This window comes from Flavobacterium sp. M31R6, assembly GCF_013284035.1.
GTDB lineage: Bacteria > Bacteroidota > Bacteroidia > Flavobacteriales > Flavobacteriaceae > Flavobacterium.
Genome location: NZ_CP054141.1, coordinates 3,009,777 through 3,031,664 on the forward strand (window position 1 = coordinate 3,009,777; position 21,888 = coordinate 3,031,664).

Annotated in this window: 21 protein-coding genes; 12 read left to right on the forward strand and 9 right to left on the reverse strand. The window is 33.6% G+C overall.

Features of this window, described 5'->3' with window-relative positions:
* Positions 1 to 46 precede the first annotated feature (46 nt).
* Positions 47 to 793, reverse strand: a complete 747-nt coding sequence (fabG, locus tag HQN62_RS12390) for a 3-oxoacyl-[acyl-carrier-protein] reductase (RefSeq protein WP_173504583.1) — start codon at positions 791 to 793, stop codon at positions 47 to 49.
* An 856-nt stretch (positions 794 to 1,649) separates the two neighbouring features.
* Between fabG and HQN62_RS12395 the strand changes: the two genes are divergently transcribed.
* Together HQN62_RS12395 and HQN62_RS12400 are read left to right on the forward strand one after the other, a co-directional pair.
* Positions 1,650 to 2,060, forward strand: a complete 411-nt coding sequence (locus HQN62_RS12395; RefSeq protein ID WP_173504584.1) for a hypothetical protein — start codon at positions 1,650 to 1,652, stop codon at positions 2,058 to 2,060.
* A gap of 179 nt (positions 2,061 to 2,239) precedes the next feature.
* Positions 2,240 to 3,049: a DUF2971 domain-containing protein gene (locus HQN62_RS12400; RefSeq protein ID WP_173504585.1), complete on the forward strand. Its 810-nt coding sequence runs from the start codon at positions 2,240 to 2,242 to the stop codon at positions 3,047 to 3,049.
* Positions 3,050 to 3,295: 246 nt separating this feature from the next.
* Here HQN62_RS12400 and HQN62_RS12405 read toward each other — a convergent pair whose 3' ends face one another.
* On the reverse strand, positions 3,296 to 4,150 hold the full coding sequence (locus HQN62_RS12405; protein ID WP_173504586.1) for an EamA family transporter: 855 nt from the start codon (positions 4,148 to 4,150) through the stop codon (positions 3,296 to 3,298).
* 329 nt (positions 4,151 to 4,479) lie between these two features.
* Between HQN62_RS12405 and porX the strand changes: the two genes are divergently transcribed.
* The 5 genes from porX (at position 4,480) to HQN62_RS12430 (ending at position 9,005) form a co-directional block, all read left to right on the forward strand.
* Entirely contained in the window at positions 4,480 to 6,033 is a 1,554-nt protein-coding gene (gene porX, locus HQN62_RS12410) for a T9SS response regulator signal transducer PorX (protein ID WP_116798050.1), read from the forward strand.
* Between the two features lie 100 nt (positions 6,034 to 6,133).
* On the forward strand, positions 6,134 to 6,541 hold the full coding sequence (gene tsaE / locus HQN62_RS12415; RefSeq protein ID WP_173504587.1) for a tRNA (adenosine(37)-N6)-threonylcarbamoyltransferase complex ATPase subunit type 1 TsaE: 408 nt from the start codon (positions 6,134 to 6,136) through the stop codon (positions 6,539 to 6,541).
* Between the two features lie 7 nt (positions 6,542 to 6,548).
* Positions 6,549 to 7,025: a GNAT family N-acetyltransferase gene (locus HQN62_RS12420; RefSeq protein ID WP_173504588.1), complete on the forward strand. Its 477-nt coding sequence runs from the start codon at positions 6,549 to 6,551 to the stop codon at positions 7,023 to 7,025.
* A 285-nt stretch (positions 7,026 to 7,310) separates the two neighbouring features.
* Positions 7,311 to 8,504 carry an alanine dehydrogenase gene (locus HQN62_RS12425; protein WP_173504589.1) on the forward strand — a complete coding sequence of 398 codons (1,194 nt, stop codon included), beginning with the start codon at positions 7,311 to 7,313 and terminating at the stop codon, positions 8,502 to 8,504.
* Between the two features lie 126 nt (positions 8,505 to 8,630).
* Entirely contained in the window at positions 8,631 to 9,005 is a 375-nt protein-coding gene (locus HQN62_RS12430; protein WP_173504590.1) for a DUF4258 domain-containing protein, read from the forward strand.
* Between the two features lie 291 nt (positions 9,006 to 9,296).
* On the opposite strand, the gene HQN62_RS12435 is transcribed toward HQN62_RS12430, so the two are convergent.
* The 5 genes from HQN62_RS12435 to HQN62_RS12455 all read right to left on the reverse strand — a co-directional run bounded on the left by HQN62_RS12435 (position 9,297) and on the right by HQN62_RS12455 (position 13,377).
* Entirely contained in the window at positions 9,297 to 10,250 is a 954-nt protein-coding gene (locus tag HQN62_RS12435; protein WP_173504591.1) for a phosphoribosylaminoimidazolesuccinocarboxamide synthase, read from the reverse strand.
* 77 nt (positions 10,251 to 10,327) lie between these two features.
* Positions 10,328 to 10,906 (reverse strand): hypothetical protein, encoded by a 579-nt coding sequence (locus HQN62_RS12440; RefSeq protein ID WP_173504592.1) that lies wholly within the window; start codon positions 10,904 to 10,906, stop codon positions 10,328 to 10,330.
* A gap of 11 nt (positions 10,907 to 10,917) precedes the next feature.
* Positions 10,918 to 11,757, reverse strand: a complete 840-nt coding sequence (locus HQN62_RS12445) for a Cof-type HAD-IIB family hydrolase (RefSeq protein WP_173504593.1) — start codon at positions 11,755 to 11,757, stop codon at positions 10,918 to 10,920.
* 249 nt (positions 11,758 to 12,006) lie between these two features.
* On the reverse strand, positions 12,007 to 12,960 hold the full coding sequence (locus HQN62_RS12450) for a PhoH family protein (RefSeq protein WP_116798041.1): 954 nt from the start codon (positions 12,958 to 12,960) through the stop codon (positions 12,007 to 12,009).
* Between the two features lie 144 nt (positions 12,961 to 13,104).
* A complete protein-coding gene (locus HQN62_RS12455; protein WP_116798040.1) occupies positions 13,105 to 13,377 on the reverse strand; it encodes a hypothetical protein in 273 nt (90 codons plus the stop codon).
* 129 nt (positions 13,378 to 13,506) lie between these two features.
* Between HQN62_RS12455 and HQN62_RS12460 the strand changes: the two genes are divergently transcribed.
* The 5 genes from HQN62_RS12460 (at position 13,507) to dnaN (ending at position 18,447) form a co-directional block, all read left to right on the forward strand.
* On the forward strand, positions 13,507 to 14,337 hold the full coding sequence (locus HQN62_RS12460) for an SAM hydrolase/SAM-dependent halogenase family protein (protein ID WP_173504594.1): 831 nt from the start codon (positions 13,507 to 13,509) through the stop codon (positions 14,335 to 14,337).
* 65 nt (positions 14,338 to 14,402) lie between these two features.
* Positions 14,403 to 14,699 (forward strand): putative quinol monooxygenase, encoded by a 297-nt coding sequence (locus HQN62_RS12465; RefSeq protein WP_116798038.1) that lies wholly within the window; start codon positions 14,403 to 14,405, stop codon positions 14,697 to 14,699.
* Between the two features lie 111 nt (positions 14,700 to 14,810).
* On the forward strand, positions 14,811 to 15,536 hold the full coding sequence (gene gldF / locus HQN62_RS12470) for a gliding motility-associated ABC transporter permease subunit GldF (protein ID WP_116798037.1): 726 nt from the start codon (positions 14,811 to 14,813) through the stop codon (positions 15,534 to 15,536).
* Positions 15,536 to 17,221: a gliding motility-associated ABC transporter substrate-binding protein GldG gene (gene gldG / locus HQN62_RS12475; RefSeq protein ID WP_173504595.1), complete on the forward strand. Its 1,686-nt coding sequence runs from the start codon at positions 15,536 to 15,538 to the stop codon at positions 17,219 to 17,221. Before gldF ends, gldG begins: the two co-directional genes overlap by 1 nt.
* A gap of 107 nt (positions 17,222 to 17,328) precedes the next feature.
* The gene (dnaN, locus tag HQN62_RS12480) at positions 17,329 to 18,447 is read left to right on the forward strand and encodes a DNA polymerase III subunit beta (protein WP_173504596.1); all 1,119 of its coding nucleotides are present in this window, start codon (positions 17,329 to 17,331) and stop codon (positions 18,445 to 18,447) included.
* 477 nt (positions 18,448 to 18,924) lie between these two features.
* On the opposite strand, the gene HQN62_RS12485 is transcribed toward dnaN, so the two are convergent.
* A complete protein-coding gene (locus HQN62_RS12485) occupies positions 18,925 to 20,697 on the reverse strand; it encodes a MutS-related protein (protein WP_173504597.1) in 1,773 nt (590 codons plus the stop codon).
* Between the two features lie 125 nt (positions 20,698 to 20,822).
* The gene (locus HQN62_RS12490) at positions 20,823 to 21,659 is read right to left on the reverse strand and encodes a universal stress protein (protein WP_173504598.1); all 837 of its coding nucleotides are present in this window, start codon (positions 21,657 to 21,659) and stop codon (positions 20,823 to 20,825) included.
* Positions 21,660 to 21,888: the final 229 nt, after the last annotated feature.

Here is a 21,888-nt window from a genome sequence, read left to right on the forward strand (position 1 = left end):
AATTATTGCTACATTCAAAATTCATCATTTATAATTCATAATTATTTTAGGTAAGCATTCCACCGCAAACATTCAAAACTTGACCTGTAATATAAGAACTCATATCAGAGGCCAAAAACAAACAAGCATTTGCAACATCTTCTGTAGAACCTCCGCGTTTCAAAGGAATACCTTCTCTCCATCCTTTTACTACATCCTCACTCAATTTTGCAGTCATTTCAGTTTCAATAAAACCTGGAGCAATCGCGTTACAACGAATGTTACGTGAACCCAATTCCAAAGCTACCGATTTAGTAAACCCAATGGCACCTGCTTTCGAAGCTGCATAATTCGTTTGACCTGCGTTACCAGAAACACCAACCACAGAACTAATATTGATAATAGAACCCGAACGTTGTTTCAAAAATGTTTTCTGAATCGCTTTAGTCATATTGAAAACCGATTTCAAGTTAACATCGATAACTTGATCAAAATCAGCCTCAGACATTCTCATTAATAAATTATCTTTAGTGATTCCAGCGTTGTTAATCAAAATATCAACAGTTCCAAAATCAGCCAAAACTGCATCAACAAAAGTTTGTGCTTCATTAAAATCAGCTGCATTGGATTTATATCCTTTGGCTTTAATTCCCAAAGCATTCAATTCATTTTCCAAAGCTTGTGCGGATTCTACTGATGAGCTATAAGTAAAGGCAACATTTGCCCCGTTTTTTGCAAAAACTTCGGCTATTCCTTTTCCAATTCCACGACTTGCGCCAGTAATAATGGCTACTTTTCCTTCTAGTAATTTCATATTCTAAAATAATTTTAATTTTTATTAGGAGCTATTCCCGCTATCCGTTGCAAATGCAATTCACTGAACACCAAAACAATTATTAAATTGGTGAAGTAATCTTTTGTGTTTGAAAAAAAACACAAAAGGATTTCCACTGCTATCGGGGCTAATAACATTCGTCAAATATATAATAAAAATGCGGAATGAAAAAAATTACAATTTCAATTCTACCGTTTTTACAATCGAGTCCTTTTATAAACTTGGAGCAGAAACATTTGGATTTTTCAGGAGGCATTGGTCCCGCACACGAGGCTGAAAGCCGAACTGGCGAAGCAATCCGTTACAATCTTATATGCCGAACACCGGCATATAAGGATTTCCACTACTATAGGGGCTAAAGGGAGATATTTTGCTTTTTTGTCATCATTAAAAAAAGGAAAAAATTAAAAATAGCTATCAGAAGCTCGCAAGAAGCAGTCCGAAGACTGTTTGAAGGAGTCCGAAGATCGTTTGATGCATTCCGAAGACCGTTTGAGGGAGTCCGAAGCTACTATCAGGCTGTCCGAAGCATACAACAGGGACTCCGAAGCTCGCATCAGGCAGTCCGAAGCACGTATCAGGGCATTATTTTCTCTTCGTATGCCCTATTTTACTGAACGGAGTATAAAAACAGTTGAAATAACCAAAATTCACCTTTTACAGGATTGTGACTATTATTTTTTATCTTTGAAAGAAAGTATAAAACGAAGTAAAACTTCGCTAATCAATAAACGAATTTTGATTTTATAGGCGCTACTTTATAGCAAGTATGTACAAATTATGCGTAAGCAACCGACCCGCTCAACAGAATAATAATTTATAAATAATTAATGCTATGAAGAAAACTATAGTTTTATTAATTCTTATAATAACTACATCAAATATTCTTGCACAAGTTCAAGATAAAAAAAATAGTTCAAATGGAAGTAGAGAAAAAAAACAGAACAATCCAACCGCTATCTATCAACTTTTTCCAACACAAAATAGGTGGACATTTATTAAGTTAAACACACGAAATGGACAAATGTGGCAAGTTCAATACGGTTTAGAAGATGGAAACAATTTTGAGACAAATTTAAATTCTGTTTCTTTAGTTACCGAAGAAAAAGAAATAGATGGTCGATTTACTCTTTACCCAACCCAAAATATTTGGAATTTTATTTTACTTGATCAAGTTGATGGATACACGTGGCAAGTTCAATGGTCAACAGAAGCTACAAGCAGATTAGTTATTCCAATCCATTAAATCAGATAAATTTGTCGAACGCATAACAGCTACTGCAACGGATTTAGGCAATTCGCTTAATATAAAGTTGATTTTATATTAGGGATGATTTCGCAAATCCTAATAATAGCATAATTTAGCCCAAAACCAATTGTATTAGCAGGACGTTGGATACAATACAATTTAAAGCAAGAACTTAAATGGAAAAATTTAAAGTAGATTCCAAATTAGAAATTTTATTTAAAAACGAAGAATGGCAAATAATTTCGAACGGAATACCTTTGGAAACTAGCACTAAAAATTTATTTAAGTATTATTCCTTAACGGAATTTAATATTGATGCACTTGAAAACAACTATTTCTATTTAAGTAATCCAAAAGATTTTAATGACCCTTTTGATTGCAGTAGAAATCTAATTATCGAAAATCAAAAGGAGCTCTCTGATTGGCAATATGTAGAATCATTAAATAACAATTCAAAAGTTGGAATTACTTGTTTTTCAAAGAATGGGCTAGAACCATTGATGTGGAGCCACTATGCAAATTCATATAGAGGATTTTGTATAAAGTTAAAACCTAAATTTGTTAACTCGGCAAATGAAGAATTAATAAAACTAAAGCGGGTAATTTATTCTAACGACCCAAAGGCTATTTCAACACAGTCAAAATTTTCAAAATATTATCAGCTAATTGTAAAGCTGGAAAATTGGAGCTATGAAGAGGAATGGAGATTACTTTTTAAGAATCCTATAAGCGTTTTAAATAAGTTTTACTATAATGAGGATTCTATAGAAGAGATTTCGGTTGGATATCAATTTTTTGATGTAAGAACTGAAGCTGAAAGAAAATTAAAGGAGCGTTTTTTTAAATTAAGAGAAGGAAAATTTAAGAATATTCCGTTATACACTGTCGGACCATATCAAACAAAACTTGAATTACAGAAATTATCACTAATAAAAGGTACCGTTGATGATGGTTTAGAAAAAATTGCACATTTGTTTAAAAAATAAATTGTAACTAACACGCTTCTCTAGTCATTTACAAACCTCGATAGCGGATTTGCAATCCGTGTCCTCTCTAACTTATTTTTTTGTTATTTTCTTTTTGATGCTTGTTACAAAAAAACCCAATGCCGGCTCATTAGCCCTGATGGAAGCGGTATCCCTTCCCGTCTTTTTTAGACGGGAAGGAATATACGCGGACAGCAGGAATCCATCATTCTGATAAAGCCTAATCTTTCGCTCCTGAAACTTAAATTACTTCAACTGGGAAATCACTATAAAAACTACTGCAATCAAGGCCAGCAAAAGACCTGTTATATTCAGCTTGGTTACTTTTTCCTTGAAAATAAAAATCCCCACAAGACTGCCAATCATAATAACTCCCATATTCATACCGGCAAAAACGGTAGAAGGATTTTCGGCAAATGCTTGATGCGCTTTTAGATAAAACAGGATGTTCCCAAAATTAAAAATCCCAACCAAACCTCCAAAAATAATGCTCTTGAAATCGATTTTGGTCTTTTTAAAAAGTATTTCATAAGCATTAAAAAGTATCATTATAACAAGCGCTATCGAGAAAAGAACAAATAACGAACTCGTAAAAGGCAGTGTAGAAGTCAATGCAATTTGTTTAAAAAGAAGGTCAATCACTCCAAAACCAAGTAATACAAGTGTTGGGTAAATCCATTTGTTCTCTTTGTTTTCGGTGGGTTTATCCAAAATAAGGATGATTGCCGGAAATCCAAACAAAAGAGCCGTCAGTTTAAGTCCGCTGAATTGCTCTCCAAAAAACAACCAGGCTCCTAAAATGGAGATAATCAGTGATAATCGTTGAGCAACATCGGTTTTTACGATGCCCATATGTTTTATGGAAGTCGCCAGAAAAAGAAATACAACAGGCAACAAAATACCCAATGAAATGAATATTCCCCAAGGCGAAGAAGCGTCCAAAACCGTTAAATCCGGGCTAAAAACCAAATAACACAACGCTAAAGCAAATACATAATTATACCCCACAATTTGTGTAGCTGATACTTGATATTTGCGAGCAATTTTGAAAATAACACCTACAGTCACACTGCAAATAACAGACAGAATAAGAAATAACATAGTTCTATTTTTATTCCTGCAAAAATACTATTAAAACCTAGAATGCACATTAAATTCTCAAACCAAACATCTTTTAAATTTTACCGCAGATTCGCAGATTAATTTCTTGAAAATTAAATTTTCTAATTTCAAAGAAATCAATTTATTGAATAGGTATTCATTAAAATCTGCGAATCTGCGGTTATTCTTTATACTCTTGTCTTTAACTAGAATTAAATTCAGCTCCTATCAACAAATATGGCTACACCGAATTATTTTTAATCAATTTTATACTATTTTTAATATTATTTAAGTTCTATAAAACTAAATTGCACTAAAATAAATTGAATATGGAGAACATAAAAATACTTTGGGTTGATGATGAAATCGATTTGCTCAAACCACATATATTATTTCTGGAGAAAAAAAACTATAGCGTTACTACTTGCAATAATGGTCGTGATGCCATAGATATTTTTGACGAAAACAATTTTGACATTGTTTTTCTTGATGAAAATATGCCCGGAATGAGCGGTTTGGAAACATTGTCTGAGATGAAAGAGAAAAAATCTTCTATTCCGATGATAATGATTACCAAAAGTGAAGAAGAATATATAATGGAAGAAGCTATTGGTTCCAAAATCGCCGATTACCTTATCAAACCAGTAAATCCTAATCAGATTTTGTTGAGTTTGAAAAAAAACTTAGACCATTCCAGATTGATTTCGCAAAAAACGACTTTGGATTACCAAAAAGAGTTCCGAAAAATCACGATGGAAATGGCAATGGTCAACTCCTATGAAGATTGGGTGGAATTATACAAAAAACTTATTTTTTGGGAACTTGAATTGGAAAACATCGATGACCAAGGAATGATTGAAATTCTGGAATCCCAAAAAGTCGAAGCTAATTCTCAATTCGGAAAATACATTGAACGCAATTATGAAGATTGGTTTGCACCAAAAGCGGACAAACCGATTCAATCCCATAATTTATTCAAAGAATTGGTCGTACCTGAGATTCTTAAAAAAGACAGGCCCGTACTTTTTGTTGTAATTGACAATTTACGCTATGACCAATGGAAATCATTTGAAAGCGTTGTTGGCAATTACTACAAACTCGAAAAAGAAGTTCCTTATTTCTCTATACTTCCTACGGCTACGCAATATGCCAGAAATGCTATTTTCTCTGGATTAACTCCTCTTGAAATGGAAAAACAGTTTCCACAGTATTGGAAAAATGACCCGGAAGAAGGAGGTAAAAACCTTTATGAAGCCGAATTTCTAACGGCTCAAATTAAAAGACTCAGACTCGATTTAAAAGAAGATTATTTCAAAATCACCAATTTGGCCGGCGGAAAAAAACTAGCTGAAAGCTTTAAATCCCTAAAAGATAATGATCTTGTAACTGTGGTTTATAATTTTGTTGATATGCTTTCACACGCCAAAACCGAAATGGATGTGGTCAAAGAACTGGCTTCTGATGATAAAGCGTATCGTTCGTTGACTTTGAGTTGGTTCAAAAACTCGCCGTTGCTTGAAATTATTCAACAGGCACAAAAATTAGGATTCAAATTAATCCTAACTACCGATCACGGAACTATCAATGTAAAAAACCCATCAAAAGTGGTAGGTGACAAAAACACCAGTTTGAATTTGCGTTACAAAACAGGACGAAGTTTGACTTACGAACAAAAGGATGTTTATGCCGTAAAAGAGCCAAAACTTATTGGTTTGCCTGCAATAAATATGAGTAGTTCGTATATTTTTGCAAAAAATGATTTGTTTTTGGCTTATGTAAACAACTACAATCATTACGTGAGTTATTACAAAAACACCTATCAGCACGGTGGAATCTCATTGGAAGAAATGATTATTCCTTTTCTGGTTTTCAATCCAAAATAAAAAGAGAAGGCAGTTTTCAGTTTTTAGTTAGCAGTTATTATGCTGATGAAAAAATTGAAAACTGCATTTAAAACTATAATTCATAACTGAATACAAAAGAATGACTATCACATTTTCTATTGAACAACTTCCAGAAGTTGCTCAACAAATTTTAGATCAAAACCCCAATAAAGTAATCCTTTTCAATGGAGATATGGGCGTTGGTAAAACAACATTAATCAAACAGCTTTGTAAAACATTGGGCGTAAATGATGCAACCAGCAGTCCTACGTTTTCTTTGGTGAATGAATACCAAACAGACAATAATCAAACGGTTTATCATTTTGATTTTTACAGATTAAACAAAGAAACGGAAGCATTGGATATGGGTGTAGATGATTATTTATATTCCGGAAATTGGTGTTTTATCGAATGGTCTGAAAAAATTGAGAATTTGATTCCACTACAACATACTGTAATTACAATCGAATTACTTCCAAATGGTGAGCGTTTATTAGAATTAAAGTAATTGAATAATGAGTTTAGATACCAATAAAGTCGAAATCATCCCTTTTTCAATTGAATTAAAGGAGCCAATCAAAACCTTAAATTTAGAATGGCTTCATAAATATTTTAAGGTTGAACCTAAAGATGAAAAGGTATTATCCGATCCTCAAGGTGAAATAATAGACAAAGGCGGAATGATTTTTTATGCCCGATACAACAATAAAATTGTGGGTACTGTTTCTTTATTAAAAATAGATGATGCCACATTTGAATTAACAAAAATGGCTGTTTCTGATGGAAATCAAGGATTAGGCATTGGTAAAAAACTGATGGAACATTGTTTGAATGAGGCAAAAGAAAAAGGAATTCAAAAATTGATTCTATATTCCAATCGAAAATTACTTCCTGCAATACATTTATATGAAAATTTTGGTTTTACTGAAATTCCTGTAGAAGAAGGTGTTTACGAAAGAGCCGATATCAAAATGGAGAAAATATTATCTTAATTCTGTTGTTTTTTGATAATTTAATTAGATGCTAGAGCAAACTCATAAGCAAAAAAACTGACCGCAGATTCGCTGATTTATTTTTTTAAAAAAAATAGAATTTTCTTATTTTATAAAAACTAATTTGCGCTAATTTTGCTGAAAGCGGTTAATTCATAATGAATTTTACATTAGAATCTGCGAATCTGCGGTAAAAAACTCATATGCTTGCCCTGAATTAGGTACTACTAAAAGATAATACTTTGAATCTTTTTTGTAAATTGTACCACTAATTTCATGCCATCAATGTCTATAAGTCCATTCACAAAAGAACAATTACTGCCTCAGGAAGAAAAACTAGAAATAGCTAGACATAAAAGCCAACTTTTTATAGGAATTCCAAAAGAGACCAGTTATCAAGAAAGACGCATTTGCCTTACACCTGATGCCGTGAATTCCCTTACCTATCAAGGACATAGAGTAATGATTGAAGCTGGAGCTGGTGTAAGTTCCAGTTACACTGACAAAGAATATAGCGAAGCCGGTGCCGAAATTACCCAAGACACAAAAAAAGTTTTTGGTTGCCCAATGCTTTTAAAAGTAGAGCCGCCAACAGTCGCCGAAATCGAAATGATGAATCCAAAAACAATTGTTTTATCTGCGATTCAATTAAAAACCAGAAAAAAATCATACTTCGAAGCTTTATCCCGAAAAAAAATAACAGCACTTGCTTTTGAATACCTAAAAGATACTGATGGCTCCTACCCTGCCGTAAAATCATTGAGCGAGATTGCAGGAACTGCTTCCATACTGATCGCTGCCGAATTAATGATTACCAATGAATTCGGAAAAGGGTTATTATTCGGAAACATTACTGGAGTTGCCCCAACCGAAGTGGTAATACTTGGAGCTGGTACAGCCGGAGAATTTGCCGCCAGAACTGCTATCGGACTTGGAGCGAGCGTTAAAGTTTTTGACAATTCGATAACCAAACTTCGTCGTTTACAAAACAACTTAAATCAACGCATTTTCACATCTACCATTCAGCAAAAAGCATTACTCAAAGCTTTAAGACGCTGTGATGTAGCTATTGGTGCTATGCGAGGTGCAGAACGATGCCCGGTTGTAGTGAGTGAAACCATGGTCGAACACATGAAAAAAGGCGCCGTAATCGTTGATATCAGTATTGACACGGGAGGTTGTTTCGAGACATCCGAAGTTACAACCCACGAAAAACCTACTTTTATAAAGAATAATGTTTTGCACTATTGTGTGCCTAATATTCCTTCCCGTTACTCTAAAACAGCTTCGCTTTCCATAAGCAACATTATCACTCCCTATTTATTGCAAATTGCAGAAGATGGTGGTATCGAAAGCGCTATACGCTGTAATGCAGGCCTAAAAAACGGTATTTATTTGTATCACGGAATACTAACCAACAAAGCCATTGGCGATTGGTTTGATTTACCTGATAACGATATTAATTTAATTGTTTTTTAACTAAACTTTCCCATACCTTTGCGCAAAAATTAAAATATGAAATGAGCATACATTTCAATAGGTTGTTAACACCAATAGTAACTATGCGAATTACATATTACCAATAAAAAACAATAAATATTAAATATGAATTTCATACAACGTTTTGCTTACTATCTAGTAGGTTTGATAATGGGTTTATTTGTAGTTGCAGCAATATTCAGCGGAAAAGATACTCGTTGTAATTATTTCCCAAATGCCAGAGTTTTGAAGGATTTAAGCAGTAAACCTTTTTTCTATTCTGATAAAGCTTCCCTTATTTTATCCCAAAAATGGATTGACACTACCGATATTAAAAATACACTTAAACTTGGAGACGTCGATTTTGACCAAAGTAATGTTCCTTACAAAAAAGGAAAACTATACGTTATTGAAGGCAGAACGAGAAAAAACCAAGAAATCATAATTAAAGTGATTAATTACGAGAACAAAGCGGTCCTAGAAGACATCAATAAAAAATAAGCATATCAAACTCTTCATCTCGAAGAGTTTTTTTTTGCCCAAAAAATAGCAAGGAGCGAAAGAATTGGCTCTATCTATAAACAGGATTCCCGCTGTCCTTCCAATTCTTTTGGGAACTTTGTCAAAGTTTTGAACTTTGACAAAGTTCCCAAAAGAATATTCCCTCCCATCGGGGCTAAAAAGCCAGCATAGTCTATTTTTGGAAACGCTACGAAATTGCATAAAAAAACCATAATTCAAAATCTGAATTATGGTTTATATTTTTATCGCTATTTAGCGATTTGATTCTAATTATCTTTGTGCCAAATAAGCCAAAACGTTTTTTTCAATTCTTTCATTAATATTCGAGATATCGGCTTTTACAAACTTCTCACCAAGAATATTTTCATACAACTCAATATATCTATCTGAAACAGTTTCGATATATTCATCAGTCATATTGGGAATTTGCTGTCCTTCCAATCCTTGAAAACCGTTTTGAATCAACCAACGTCTAACAAATTCTTTTGACAATTGTTTTTGCTCTTCCCCTTTATCTTGTCTTTCTTGATATCCTTCAGAATAGAAATAACGAGAAGAATCTGGAGTGTGAATTTCATCAATCAATACAATAACGCCGTCTTTGGTTTTTCCAAATTCGTATTTTGTATCCACCAAAATCAAACCACGACTTGCAGCAATTTCAGTCCCTCTTTTAAATAAAGCACGAGTGTATTTTTCTAACACTAAATAATCTTCTTCAGTAACGATTCCTTTTTCTAGAATAGCTTCTCTTGAAATATCGGCATCGTGTTCTCCGTTATCCGCTTTTGTAGTTGGTGTGATAATCGGTTCTGGAAACTTGTCATTTTCCTTCAAACCTTCAGCCATTGTCACTCCGCAAATTTGTCTTTTTCCAAGAGCATATTCACGAGCAGCATGTCCCGAAAGATATCCACGAATCACCATTTCAACTTTAAACGGTTCACATAAATGACCAACAGCAACACTAGGATCTGGAGTGGCAATTAACCAATTTGGTACAATATCTTGAGTCAATTCCATGAATTTTGTTGCAATTTGGTTCAAAATTTGTCCCTTGTATGGAATTCCTTTTGGTAAAACTACATCAAATGCAGATAGTCTGTCAGTAGCTATCATTACAAGTAAATCGTCATTGATATTATAAACTTCCCTTACTTTTCCGCGATACACTGATTTTTGATTCGGAAAATTAAAATTGGTAGTGGTAATTGTATTGCTCATTAGTAGTGTGTTGTTGTTATTTTTATGGATGCAAATTTAAAACTAATTAATAGAGAACGCAAGGAAAACCAAAAGTTCTATTTACAAGCCAAAAGCCCTTTTCCTGATGCTTTTATTGAAGCTTTGAGTGTGCTTAGTGTAGTCTCTTTTAAGATTTTTACCTTTTGAATTGGAACTATATATATTTCACTCCCATCAGAATTGGGAATATTTACAACCGCATTTCCCTCTTCTTCATTCTGTTCTATCAAAAAACCGGGTTGCCAATAATCACCAAATTGTATTAAAGCAGGAATGTCAGTTTCTATTTTCGGTTCATCGACCAACTGCTTTTTGGCCATTTCTTTATGTTTCTCATAACCTGGAATTACTTCTTTAAGTTTAGCATCTATGCCATCACTTATTTTTTGAAAAAATGCCAATCGTACCAAATAACCACATACATATACAAGTGCCAACAAAATTAATGCTCCGAAGAAATTGGCGGCATTCGGTCCTAATATTTTGTCAAAACCAATTATTTTGGCAATTCCACCTCCAAACTTAGCGAAGTAGCCAAAAACTTTTTTAACTAAGATCAATAAAATTAAAACAGGTAATAAAAATAAAATTCCTGAGATACAGTTTTGCTTAACTCTTTCAAAATAACTGGTCATATCTATTTATATTAAGATGAAACACTAAATCCTTCTAAAATTTCAGTTAAATATTTGGCTACACCGTCTTCATTATTGGTTGAAATCACTTCTAAATGAGGTAATTTATTTTTTAAATTTTCTGGTGCATTACCCATTATTAATCCTATTCCAGCTGCGTCTAGCATTTTCTCATCATTAAAACCATCACCAAAAGAAATGGCTTGATCAAAGGAATAGCCTTCTCTTTCTAGAATCTTGGCAATTGCGACGCTTTTATCAACCGATTTATCCATAAACTCTAAACAAATAGGCAAGCTAAAAGCATGACTAAAAACATCTGAGTGGTCTTCAAGAATTTTATCTCTTAAATTTACTAATTTTTGATGATCATCATGAGTAAAAAATATTTTTATGGCGCTATAATCATCCAATGTCGCAAAATCGACCACTTCTGGAGGATATGCCAAGTCTTTTTGAAAAGCATTCAGTTTTTTATTCGTTTTTGAGGTTTGCCAAACTTTCTCCTTGAATAAAACCGTTGTAATCTCTGGATCTATATCCAATGATAAAATCGATTTGACTGCATCTCCTTCCAAATTAAAAGAATACAAAAGCTCTTTTTTTGGCGAATGGATTCTCGCCCCATTTGAAGTTACCAAATAAACAGGAAGTTCCAAACTGCTGATTATTGCCATGGCATCCATGTGATGACGTCCTGTTGCCACAATAATCAAATAATTTTGTTCATGCAATTCTTGAAAAACAGATTTGGTATAGGCAGATATTGTATGGTCTGAGTTGAGTAATGTTCCGTCTAAGTCGCTAATTACTACTTTGATTTTTTGCTTCGATATTTTCTGTTTCGACATTTCTTATTTCATTTTCATTTTTAAAACATCTCAAATTTATTGCATTTCAAGAAGATACCCAAAAAGTTACCCATATATAAACCGCTTTTAACTTAATTATATCGATATGTTAAGTTTAATTGGGAAATCAAATACAGAACTAAGAATCTTCTACATTTTCCAAAGAAAAAGGAGAAACTCTATAATTGAATTTCTCCTTTTTCTAATTTTATTATTACTTATATCTTTATACTTATAACTGCTCTAATTTTAATAATCATTATTTTCAATTTGCTTGTAAGCATCAATTACCTTTTTCACCAATCGATGACGCACAATATCTTTATCATCCAGATAAATAATCCCAATTCCGTCAACATCTTTCAAAACCAATATCGCTTCTTTGAGTCCTGAAATTGTTCTTCGAGGCAAATCTACCTGACCAGGATCACCGGTAATCATAAACTTGGCACTTTTTCCCATACGGGTCAGAAACATTTTCATTTGCGAATGCGTTGTATTTTGTGCTTCGTCCAAAATCACAAAAGCATGATCTAAAGTTCGTCCACGCATGAAAGCCAAAGGTGCTATTTGAATAATGCCCTTTAATATATAGTCTTCCAATTTTTCATTTGGTAACATATCGCGCAACGCATCATATAATGGCTGCATATAAGGGTCGAGCTTTTCTTTCATATCACCGGGAAGAAAACCTAGATTTTCTCCAGCTTCTACTGCAGGACGGGTCAGAATAATACGCTTGACTTGTTTTTCTTTCAATGCTTTTACAGCCATGGCAACACCTGTGTAGGTCTTTCCGGTACCCGCGGGTCCAACAGCAAAAACCATATCATTTTTTTCCATTGTATCCACCAACAACTGTTGATTGGGAGTCATAGGTTTAATGATTTTGCCACCTACGCCGTGAACCAAAATTTTGTCATGACCTAAAGCTTTTCTTTCCTCCTGATCATCACTTTGAATCACTCGTTCAATTACATTGTCATCAATAGTATTGTATCGGGTGAAATGCAGCATCAGACGCTGAAACCGCTTTTCAAATTCGTCTAAAACATCTTTATCTCCAAAAGCTTTAAGAGTAGTACCTCTTGCGACAATTTTTAGTTTTGGATAATATTTCTTAATTGACTCTAGGTGGGAGTCGTGAGTGCCCCAAAAATCTTTTGGAGCAATGTCGATGAGCTCGATGATTCTTTCGTTCAAAATAAGAAGTTTTTAAGTTAATTAATTGAGTTAAATCAATTTCAATATTTACGCTGCAATACTTCCATTACAGTTTTTAATTACTAAACCGGTAAATAATACTAAAAAACATCTTTCTAGAATCTGGGTCGTTCTAGTTCTAAATTATACGTTAGCTTTTAATTTTTTTAACATAGATTCATTCAAGAAATCAGAAGCTTTAATAGATAAAATTTCACAAAGATTGTCTTTTAAAAGTAATTCAATCTCAGTTTCGTTTATGTCTCTAACTGTAATAGCTTCTATTTTTTCTTTTTCAATTTCCCCTGATTTACCTAAAAAAATCGACTTATCGGTTGTGGTATTTGACAAATCGTTCTGGCTAAAACATTGCAGGCTACAAAAGAAAAGAAATAAAATCACAATAAACTTAGGCATAAATTTTTGTTTTTAATTCTAATTAAATTCTGTTCAAATAAAGTATAAAATACTTTAGCTTTGCATTTCTCAAATTTAAGAAAAAATAAGTTTCAGACGCTACAAAACCCAATAGTTATAAACAATTTTATGTCAATAATTACCCTTACTACCGATTATGGCTTGAAAGACCACTTTGTTGGTGCTTTGAAAGGGAAAATATTATCTGAGTATTCTGACGCTACAATTATTGACATTTCACATTATATCGATCCATTCAACACCGTTGAAGCCAGTTATATTATTTCGGCCTCCTATGACAGCTTTCCAAAAGGGACTGTTCATATTATTGGAGTCGATTTAGAAGCAAACAAAGAGAATCAACATATTGCCATGCAATGGAATGATCATTACTTTATTGCTGCCGATAATGGCATTTTAAGTATGCTTTCGCAAAAGATTATTCCTCAAAAAATAGTTGCAATAACCATTCACGATCGACTTCATAGCGATGCCACCGATTTGGATGTTTTTGTCAAAGTGGCTTGTCATATTGCCAAAGGTGGTGTTCTTAATGTAATTGGGAAAGAAATTAAAAGCCTGAAACAAGTAACCGATTTGCAAGTAGCTCTTTCCGACGACGGGAACCAATTAAAAGGAAATGTAATTTACATTGATCATTTTGGGAATGTGGTCACCAATATTTCAAAAAAGCAGTTTTTGGAATGTGTGAAAGGAAGAGACTATGAAATTATATACAGAAACCAATCCATCAAAACTATTTTACCTTATTATTCTGCCATTGCCAGTTCCGATAAATATCCGGTAAAATATTATGAAGGTCAAAGATTAGCCATTTTCAACGAGGCTGGTTTTCTCGAAATTGCCATTTTCAGAAGCAACCCTTTAACAGTAGGTTCTGCAAGTACTTTATTAGGGCTTAATTATAGAGATGTGATTTCGATACAATTTAAGAATTGACCCTAATTTTTTTTTGAAATTGACATTGTCATTGAAATTGCTTTTGCATTAAATAAATTATAAACATGTTTGTACGAATAGTAAAACTGAGTTTTCACGAGGAAAATATTCCTGCCTTTTTGGAAAACTTCGAATTAATGAAAGATAAAATACGAAATGCTCCCGGTAATAGTTTTCTGGAACTATATCAGGACAAAAACAACAAAAGCATTTTCTTTACTTATAGTTATTGGGAAACCGAAGCGGATTTGGAAAACTATCGAAATTCAGAGCTTTTCAATACCGTTTGGACATTTACCAAACAATTATTCAATGCAAAACCAGAAGCTTGGAGTGTAGATAAATTAGTTTCTTTGGTTTAACGTTTAAAGTTGTTTAATTTGGAACCAAATTCAAAAAAAAAAAAAAAACATTAAACTTTTTAAACATTAAACTTTTTTAAACATTAAACTTTTTAAACAAAAAATAAATAAATGAAGTCAATCGTATTTCGCGAAATAAAATCCTTTTTTGGTTCACCAATCGGGTATTTGGTAATTGCCCTTTTCTTAATTGGAAATGGATTATTCCTTTGGGTTTTCGAAGGTGATTATAATATCTTGAATACAGGTTTTGCCGATTTAACTCCTTTTTTCACCTTAGCTCCATGGATTTTAATCTTCTTGATTCCCGCGGTAACCATGCGCAGTTTTTCGGACGAAAAGAAACAAGGAACACTTGAATTATTATTAACCAAACCAATTAGTCTTTGGGAAATTGTAAATGGAAAATTCTTAGGCGCTTTTCTATTAATTGTAATGGCCATCATCCCCACTTTTATTTATGTGGAAGTGGTTTGGAATTTGGGTTCACCCGAAGGAAATCTTGATTTAGGAAGTACTTTAGGTTCCTATTTTGGTTTATTGTTTTTAATAGCCGCTTATTCTGCCATTGGAATCTTTACTTCATCTGTTTCCGAGAATCAGATTGTGTCCTTTATTATTGCAGTTTTCCTTTGCTTCTTTTTCTATTTTGGATTTCAAGGATTGGCATCTGTGTTGCCTAGTTTTTCATCTTTTATTTCTTATTTTGGAATGCAAGACCATTACAAGAGTATGAGTCGAGGTGTTATAGACACAAGAGACGTAATCTACTTTATTAGCATTGCTATTTTGTTCCTTTCTTTTACAGTCTTTAATTTAAAATCTATTAAATCGTAATGAGAGCATTTAACATTAAAAACGTCAAATCATTATTGATTACTGTTGCGGTAGTATTCCTTTTAAACATCATTAGTAATTTCTTTTTTCATCGTTTTGATTTAACCCAAGACCATCGATATACCCTATCCCCTACGACTTTAAAAATTCTTAAAGACGTAAAGAATCCTTTGTCCATAAAAGTGTATCTGCAAGGGGAATTACCTGCTGAATTCAAACGATTACAACTGGAATCCAAACAACTGTTGGAAGAATTTCAAGCCTATAATTCTAATATCATTATCGAATTTGTAGATCCTTTGGAGAACAAAGACGAAAGTATGGACAATATCAAAGAATTGTATAGAAAAGGCTTAACGCCAATAAATATTACTGTTGACGACAAAGGAAAACAGTCGCAATCAATGGTTTTCCCTTGGGCGATTGCTGTTTACAATAACAAAGAAGTCAATATTCCGCTGTTGAAAAACATCATGGGAGCTTCTACAACTCAAAAAGTGATTGGATCTGTTCAGCATCTTGAATATTCTATTTCGGATGGAATCAATAAAATTTCCAAAGACAAACAAAAGAAAGTTGCTATCATAAAAGGAAACGGAGAACTTCAGGAACGTCACATTGCTAAATTCCTAATGCAAGTACGCGAAAGTTATTTCATTGGTCCATTTACGTTAGATTCTGTTGCCAAAAATCCAGAAGGAACATTAAAATCCTTGCAAAATTATGATTTGGCTGTCATTGCCAAACCAACTGAAGCTTTTACTGATGAAGAAAAACTGGTTTTAGACCAATTCATTATCCATGGAGGAAAAACGCTTTGGCTAATCGATCAAGTCAATGCCGAAATGGACAGTCTTTATAACCCTTCAGGAGCTACATTGGCATTTCCAAAAGACTTGAATCTAAATGATATGTTCTTCAAATATGGAGTTCGTATCAATCCTGACTTAGTCAAAGATGAACAAGGAAGTCCAATAAAACTAGCTAGTGGAGAACAAGGAAGCGGAACGCAATACCAGGATTTTAATTGGAAATTTGCTCCGCAGGTTTATCCTATCAGCAAACATCCGATTGTAAAAAATCTTGGAGGAATCAAATTTGATTTTGCCAATGCAATGGACACTTTGAAAAACGGAATCAAAAAAACAGTTTTACTGCAATCTTCCGCATATTCCAAAAAAATAGGAACTCCTGTAGAAATCAGCCTGAATATGGTTTCAGAGCAAACTTCGCCAGCGGATTACCTTAATAAAGGAAATATCCCAATGGCCGTTTTACTGGAAGGTTCTTTTCACTCCATGTTTGAGAATCGCATTTTGCCTTTTGAAGAAAAATCATTTCAAGCCAAAGGAACAGAAAACAAAATGATTGTGATTTCGGATGGAGATATTATAAAAAATCAATTGGATAAAACAGGACAACCAGTAGAATTGGGCTATGACCAACGTTCTGGGAATTTATATGACAACAAAGATTTTATGATGAATTGTGTAAATTATCTTTTGGACGACACCGGACTTATTAACATTCGAAGCAAGGATCTTGATTTACCATTATTGGATAAAGAAAAAGTATATGAAAACTATACCTTTACTCAATTCATAACTATCGGGCTTCCAATCTTAATTTTGCTACTGTTTGGCCTTGGATTTACATTCCTCAGAAAAAGAAAATACAGTAAATAGATGTTAATAAAAAATTTGCAATACTAGAATAGTTTACAATATATTTGTAAAGTGTATTCTAAATTTTAATTCAGAAAAAGCACACCATAAAAAACAAAACAATACAGATGAAATTTATAGTATCGAGTTCGTACTTATTAAAACAATTACAAGTTTTAGGTAGCGTTATCAACAGTAACAACACTTTGCCAATCTTGGATAACTTCTTATTTGAATTAAATAATAACGAATTAACTGTTTCGGCGTCCGATTTGGAGACTACTATGTCAGCCACATTGACCATCGACTCCAAAAGTAAAGGAAGTGTTGCAGTACCTGCAAAATTATTATTGGAAATCCTTAAAACATTTCCAGAACAACCCTTAACTTTCACAATTGAAGAAAACAGCACTATAGAAATTAGTTCCAACTCAGGAAAATATGCTTTGGCTTATGCTCCGGGTGAAGAATTCCCAAAATCAGTAAACTTAGAAGAGCCATCAGTAACACTTGTACCTGCAGATGTTTTGGCGACTGCTGTCAGCAAAACTATCTTCGCAGCAGGAAACGACGATTTGCGTCCGGTAATGTCGGGAGTTTTCTTCCAATTTTCTCCAGAAGGTTTGATTTTTGTTGCGACTGATGCCCACAAATTGGTAAAATACGCACGCACTGATGTAAAAGCATCACAAGTGGCCGAATTTATTATGCCAAAGAAACCTTTGAATATTTTAAAAAGTATCCTAAGCAGCTCAGATGCTGAAGTAAAAATAGAATACAACGATTCAAACGCTACTTTCTCTTTCGATAACTACATTTTATTATGTCGTTTAATCGATGGGAAATACCCAAATTATGAAGCGGTTATCCCAAAAGAAAATCCAAACAAATTGATGATGGATCGTTCTCAATTCTTGAGTTCTGTTCGTCGTGTTGCAATTTTCTCCAACAAAACAACGCACCAGATTCGTTTGAAAGTTGCCGGAGCCGAATTGAACATTTCTGCCGAAGATATTGACTACTCTAACAAAGCAGAAGAAAGATTGACTTGTGATTATCAAGGAGACGATATGCAAATAGGATTTAACTCCCGTTTCTTGACCGAAATGTTGAACAACCTACAATCAGACATGATTATGCTTGAAATGTCATTACCAAACAGAGCCGGAATCTTAACTCCAATAGATGGACTAGAAGAAGGCGAAACCGTAACAATGCTTGTGATGCCAGTAATGCTAAACAGCTAGTTACCTCAAAATACTAAACTAACCAAAACCATTTTTATATTTGAAAAAACCAAAATTCCTAACCAGAGTTTTGGTTTTTTTTTGGGCTTATCGCAACCGAGGTTTGGACGGTAAATATTATTCTGTTAAAGAATCACTTGGGCGTAACCCCCGCTAGAAAAAAGGGCAAGCTGCTTTGTCGTCATTGCCCTTTTTCCTACCGGCGGTCGTGCTATCGACGCTACTTCGATAGCTTGCTTCTATCACTTACGCGTACACAAGAACTCTAAGAAAAATTATAAGATTTTGTATTTCAAAAGAACTAATATATTTTAATCGTTTACTATCCTGCAAGGTTTTTTTTGGAACCTTGTAGGTATGAAACATAACGCAAAACAGCAATTCCTACAAGGTTGAAAAAAACCTTGCAGGAAATCGTTTCAATTAATCTTTGTCAAAGTTTTGAACTTTGACAAAGATGACTGTGACTGACCACTCCTAAATAACTCCCATTTTCTTCATTAAGAAAGTGGCACTTTTATTTTTGCAAATACCATCGCGAAGTTTATAGTCAAAATGCAATTCGTTGTTGTTAATTTCAACTTCGAAGCATTTGTTGGTCAGAATATCGGGGAATTCATTAGTAGTTAGACAAACTTCAATATCGTGCGTTGCGATGGCTCCGATTGCTTTTTTGGCAATTACTTTTTTGACAACTTCGATCGTTCCATTGCGTTTGTCATCAGAGTTGGTTCCACGCAAGATTTCGTCCAAAAGGACAAAAGCAGGATTTCCTTCCAATTCATCCATAATTTGCTTCAAACGCTTGATTTCGGCAAAGAAATAAGATTCACTGTCGGATAAGGAATCCGAGAGTCGCATAGACACTAAAACAGGCAGAGGATGAACATTCGCCTCACTCGCACAAACTGGAGAACCCATTCCAGTAAGTACCATATTCACTCCCAAACTACGCAGAAAAGTACTCTTACCAGACATATTCGAACCTGTCAGAATCATAAACGACTGTGGGTGGAATTTAACCTCATTTCCTACTCTTGTTGTCGGGTTCAATAAAGGATGACTTAAATTGGAAAAATCTATCTCATAATTGGAATTTAACTTTGGGTATACAAATTCAGGATTGTTATACGAGAAATTTGCCAAACTGTTCAGCATTTCAAACTCCCCTATCACTTCAAGCCATTCTTCCAAAACAATGGCATGCTGTTTTTTCCAAGCGATCATTGATTTCAAGACGTGCACATTAAATAGAAAAGTTCCATTGAACAGTATGGAGGTCACAAAATTTCCAATGCTATCCATTTTGGAAAATAACTCGGCCAATTGCTCCAAATGAACGCTCGCTTTCTCATTTTGAAAGTTTAGTTTTTGCTGTAAAGCAATTAATTTTTCAGATTTGAAGCTTTTATTTTCAATTTTTTGCACTAATAAACTGTATTGACTGATAATCACATTGATATTATCTGCCTGAGCAATTTCCATTTTGATTCGTTTTACGAAATTCCCTAAAATGGTCAAATTACAAACAAACAAAAATGAAAAATAAGAAAGAAAAACAATATTTGAAGTTATTAAATACCCCAAAAAGCAACTTAAAAGCAATGCCGGAAACAAATAGGAAATAAACACAGCTACTTTGGACAAAGGCTTGCTATTAAAGACACTCCATTGTAATAAGGTTTTGTAAAATGTTTCATTATCCTGTCCAACTTTGGCAACAGCCAAAAACTCCTGACGCCAATCTAATTTCTCTTTTAATTCCTGAACTGCTTGATGATTATTTAGTATTTCATCATTTGGCAAAAGCGTTAGCAATTGTTTGGCCAAGGTCTTTTTACCAATAAAAGTAGCGGTTCTGTTCAGATTTTGAAATAATGAATGCTCCCCAAAAATATCCAAATCATAAGCATACGGATGGTGAAAATCATTGAATTCTAATCCGTTTTCAAAAGGAATTGATTTACGTTCTAAATAAGTAATTTCATTTTGGTTGATTTGAACCAAAGCACTTTTTATCTTTTTTTGAAATGATAATTTGGAATGGATACGCATCAAAACAAGAAAACCAGCGAACAGCAAAATTGCCGATATGACAAATACTGATTCGCTGGTTTTTATGTAATAAAATAAGCTTCCTAAAAAAAGTAAGATACTAATAAACCTAAAAAAGCTGATTGTATTGTATTTAGTATTGATTGCTTTTAACTCCTCAGAATAATTCTGGCTATTGCCTTTGTATATTTCCATTGTTTGTTTTAATGATATACAAATGTAGGGAAAGTCAACTTCAATGGCAATGAGAATTTCAATGACAATATCAATAGCAAAACTAAAAAACAAAAAATCTAAAATCTACATTCTAAAATCTACAATCACTCCTCTTCATGAAGTGCTAATATTGGTACAATTGAAATATTGGATAATTTTTGGGTCAGGCTTGGGGTAAACAACTCGGAGAAAAAATTACGTTTATGGGTTATCATTGCCAAAATATCGATGTTTTTATGGGAAACAAAATCCAAGATGGTATCTTTAACGACATCACTTTTTACAACTGAAAACTTAACGGGTTCGTTTTCAAATTCAGTTTTCCATTGATTTATCGTTTCTTCTGAAATATCTGATTTAGCCGTTTTTACATACAAACATTTCACGATTGCGTGTGTTTTTTTGGCTATTTTGATAACTTGTCTTAATGGCGCTTTGTCTTTTTCTCTAAAACGTGTGGTAAAACCAATGGTTTCAATCTTTTCAAATTGGGCTTCAGCAGGTACACTAAGTACAGGAACATCTATAGCAGTAACAATTGCTCCAGTATTGGAACCAATGAAAAAAGATTCCCAACCTGTTGCGCCAGAAGTACCCATTACGACAAAATCTATGTTTTCTTCTTTGACAACTTTCTTGATGGCATAAATTAAATCGCCGTCCATGAGTTTGTGGCTTAATTTAATATGGTCTAAGTTTCTTTGTTTGGCCAGTTCACGAAGTTTAGGAATTTCCTCTTTGAACATGTCAAATTGAGCCAATTGTAAAGAATCAAAAATACTATAATAATTGTCAGGAATAAATTGATTATCGACAATGGGCAGTTCAAAAGTATGTAACAACAATAGTTCTCCATTTACAATTTTTGCAAATTCTAATGCATGGATAAAAGCATTATTGGCGACTTCAGAAAAATCGGTGGGGAATAAAATCTTTTTCATTTCTATATGAATTTAGGTTTAATTTTTGATAAACGTTTCTGCTTACTAATTTGATACTCCTACAAAACTAAACGAAAGCTCTTTTCTTTTATACGGTTATTTGTTGTTTTGCAGGTTGCGCGTGAGGGATAAAAGCTAGCTACCGAAGTAGCGCAGATAGCCCGACCCAGTTGAGCAAAGGGGCGTATAAGCGACTCTATACATAAGCCCCTTTGCTCAACTGGGGCAC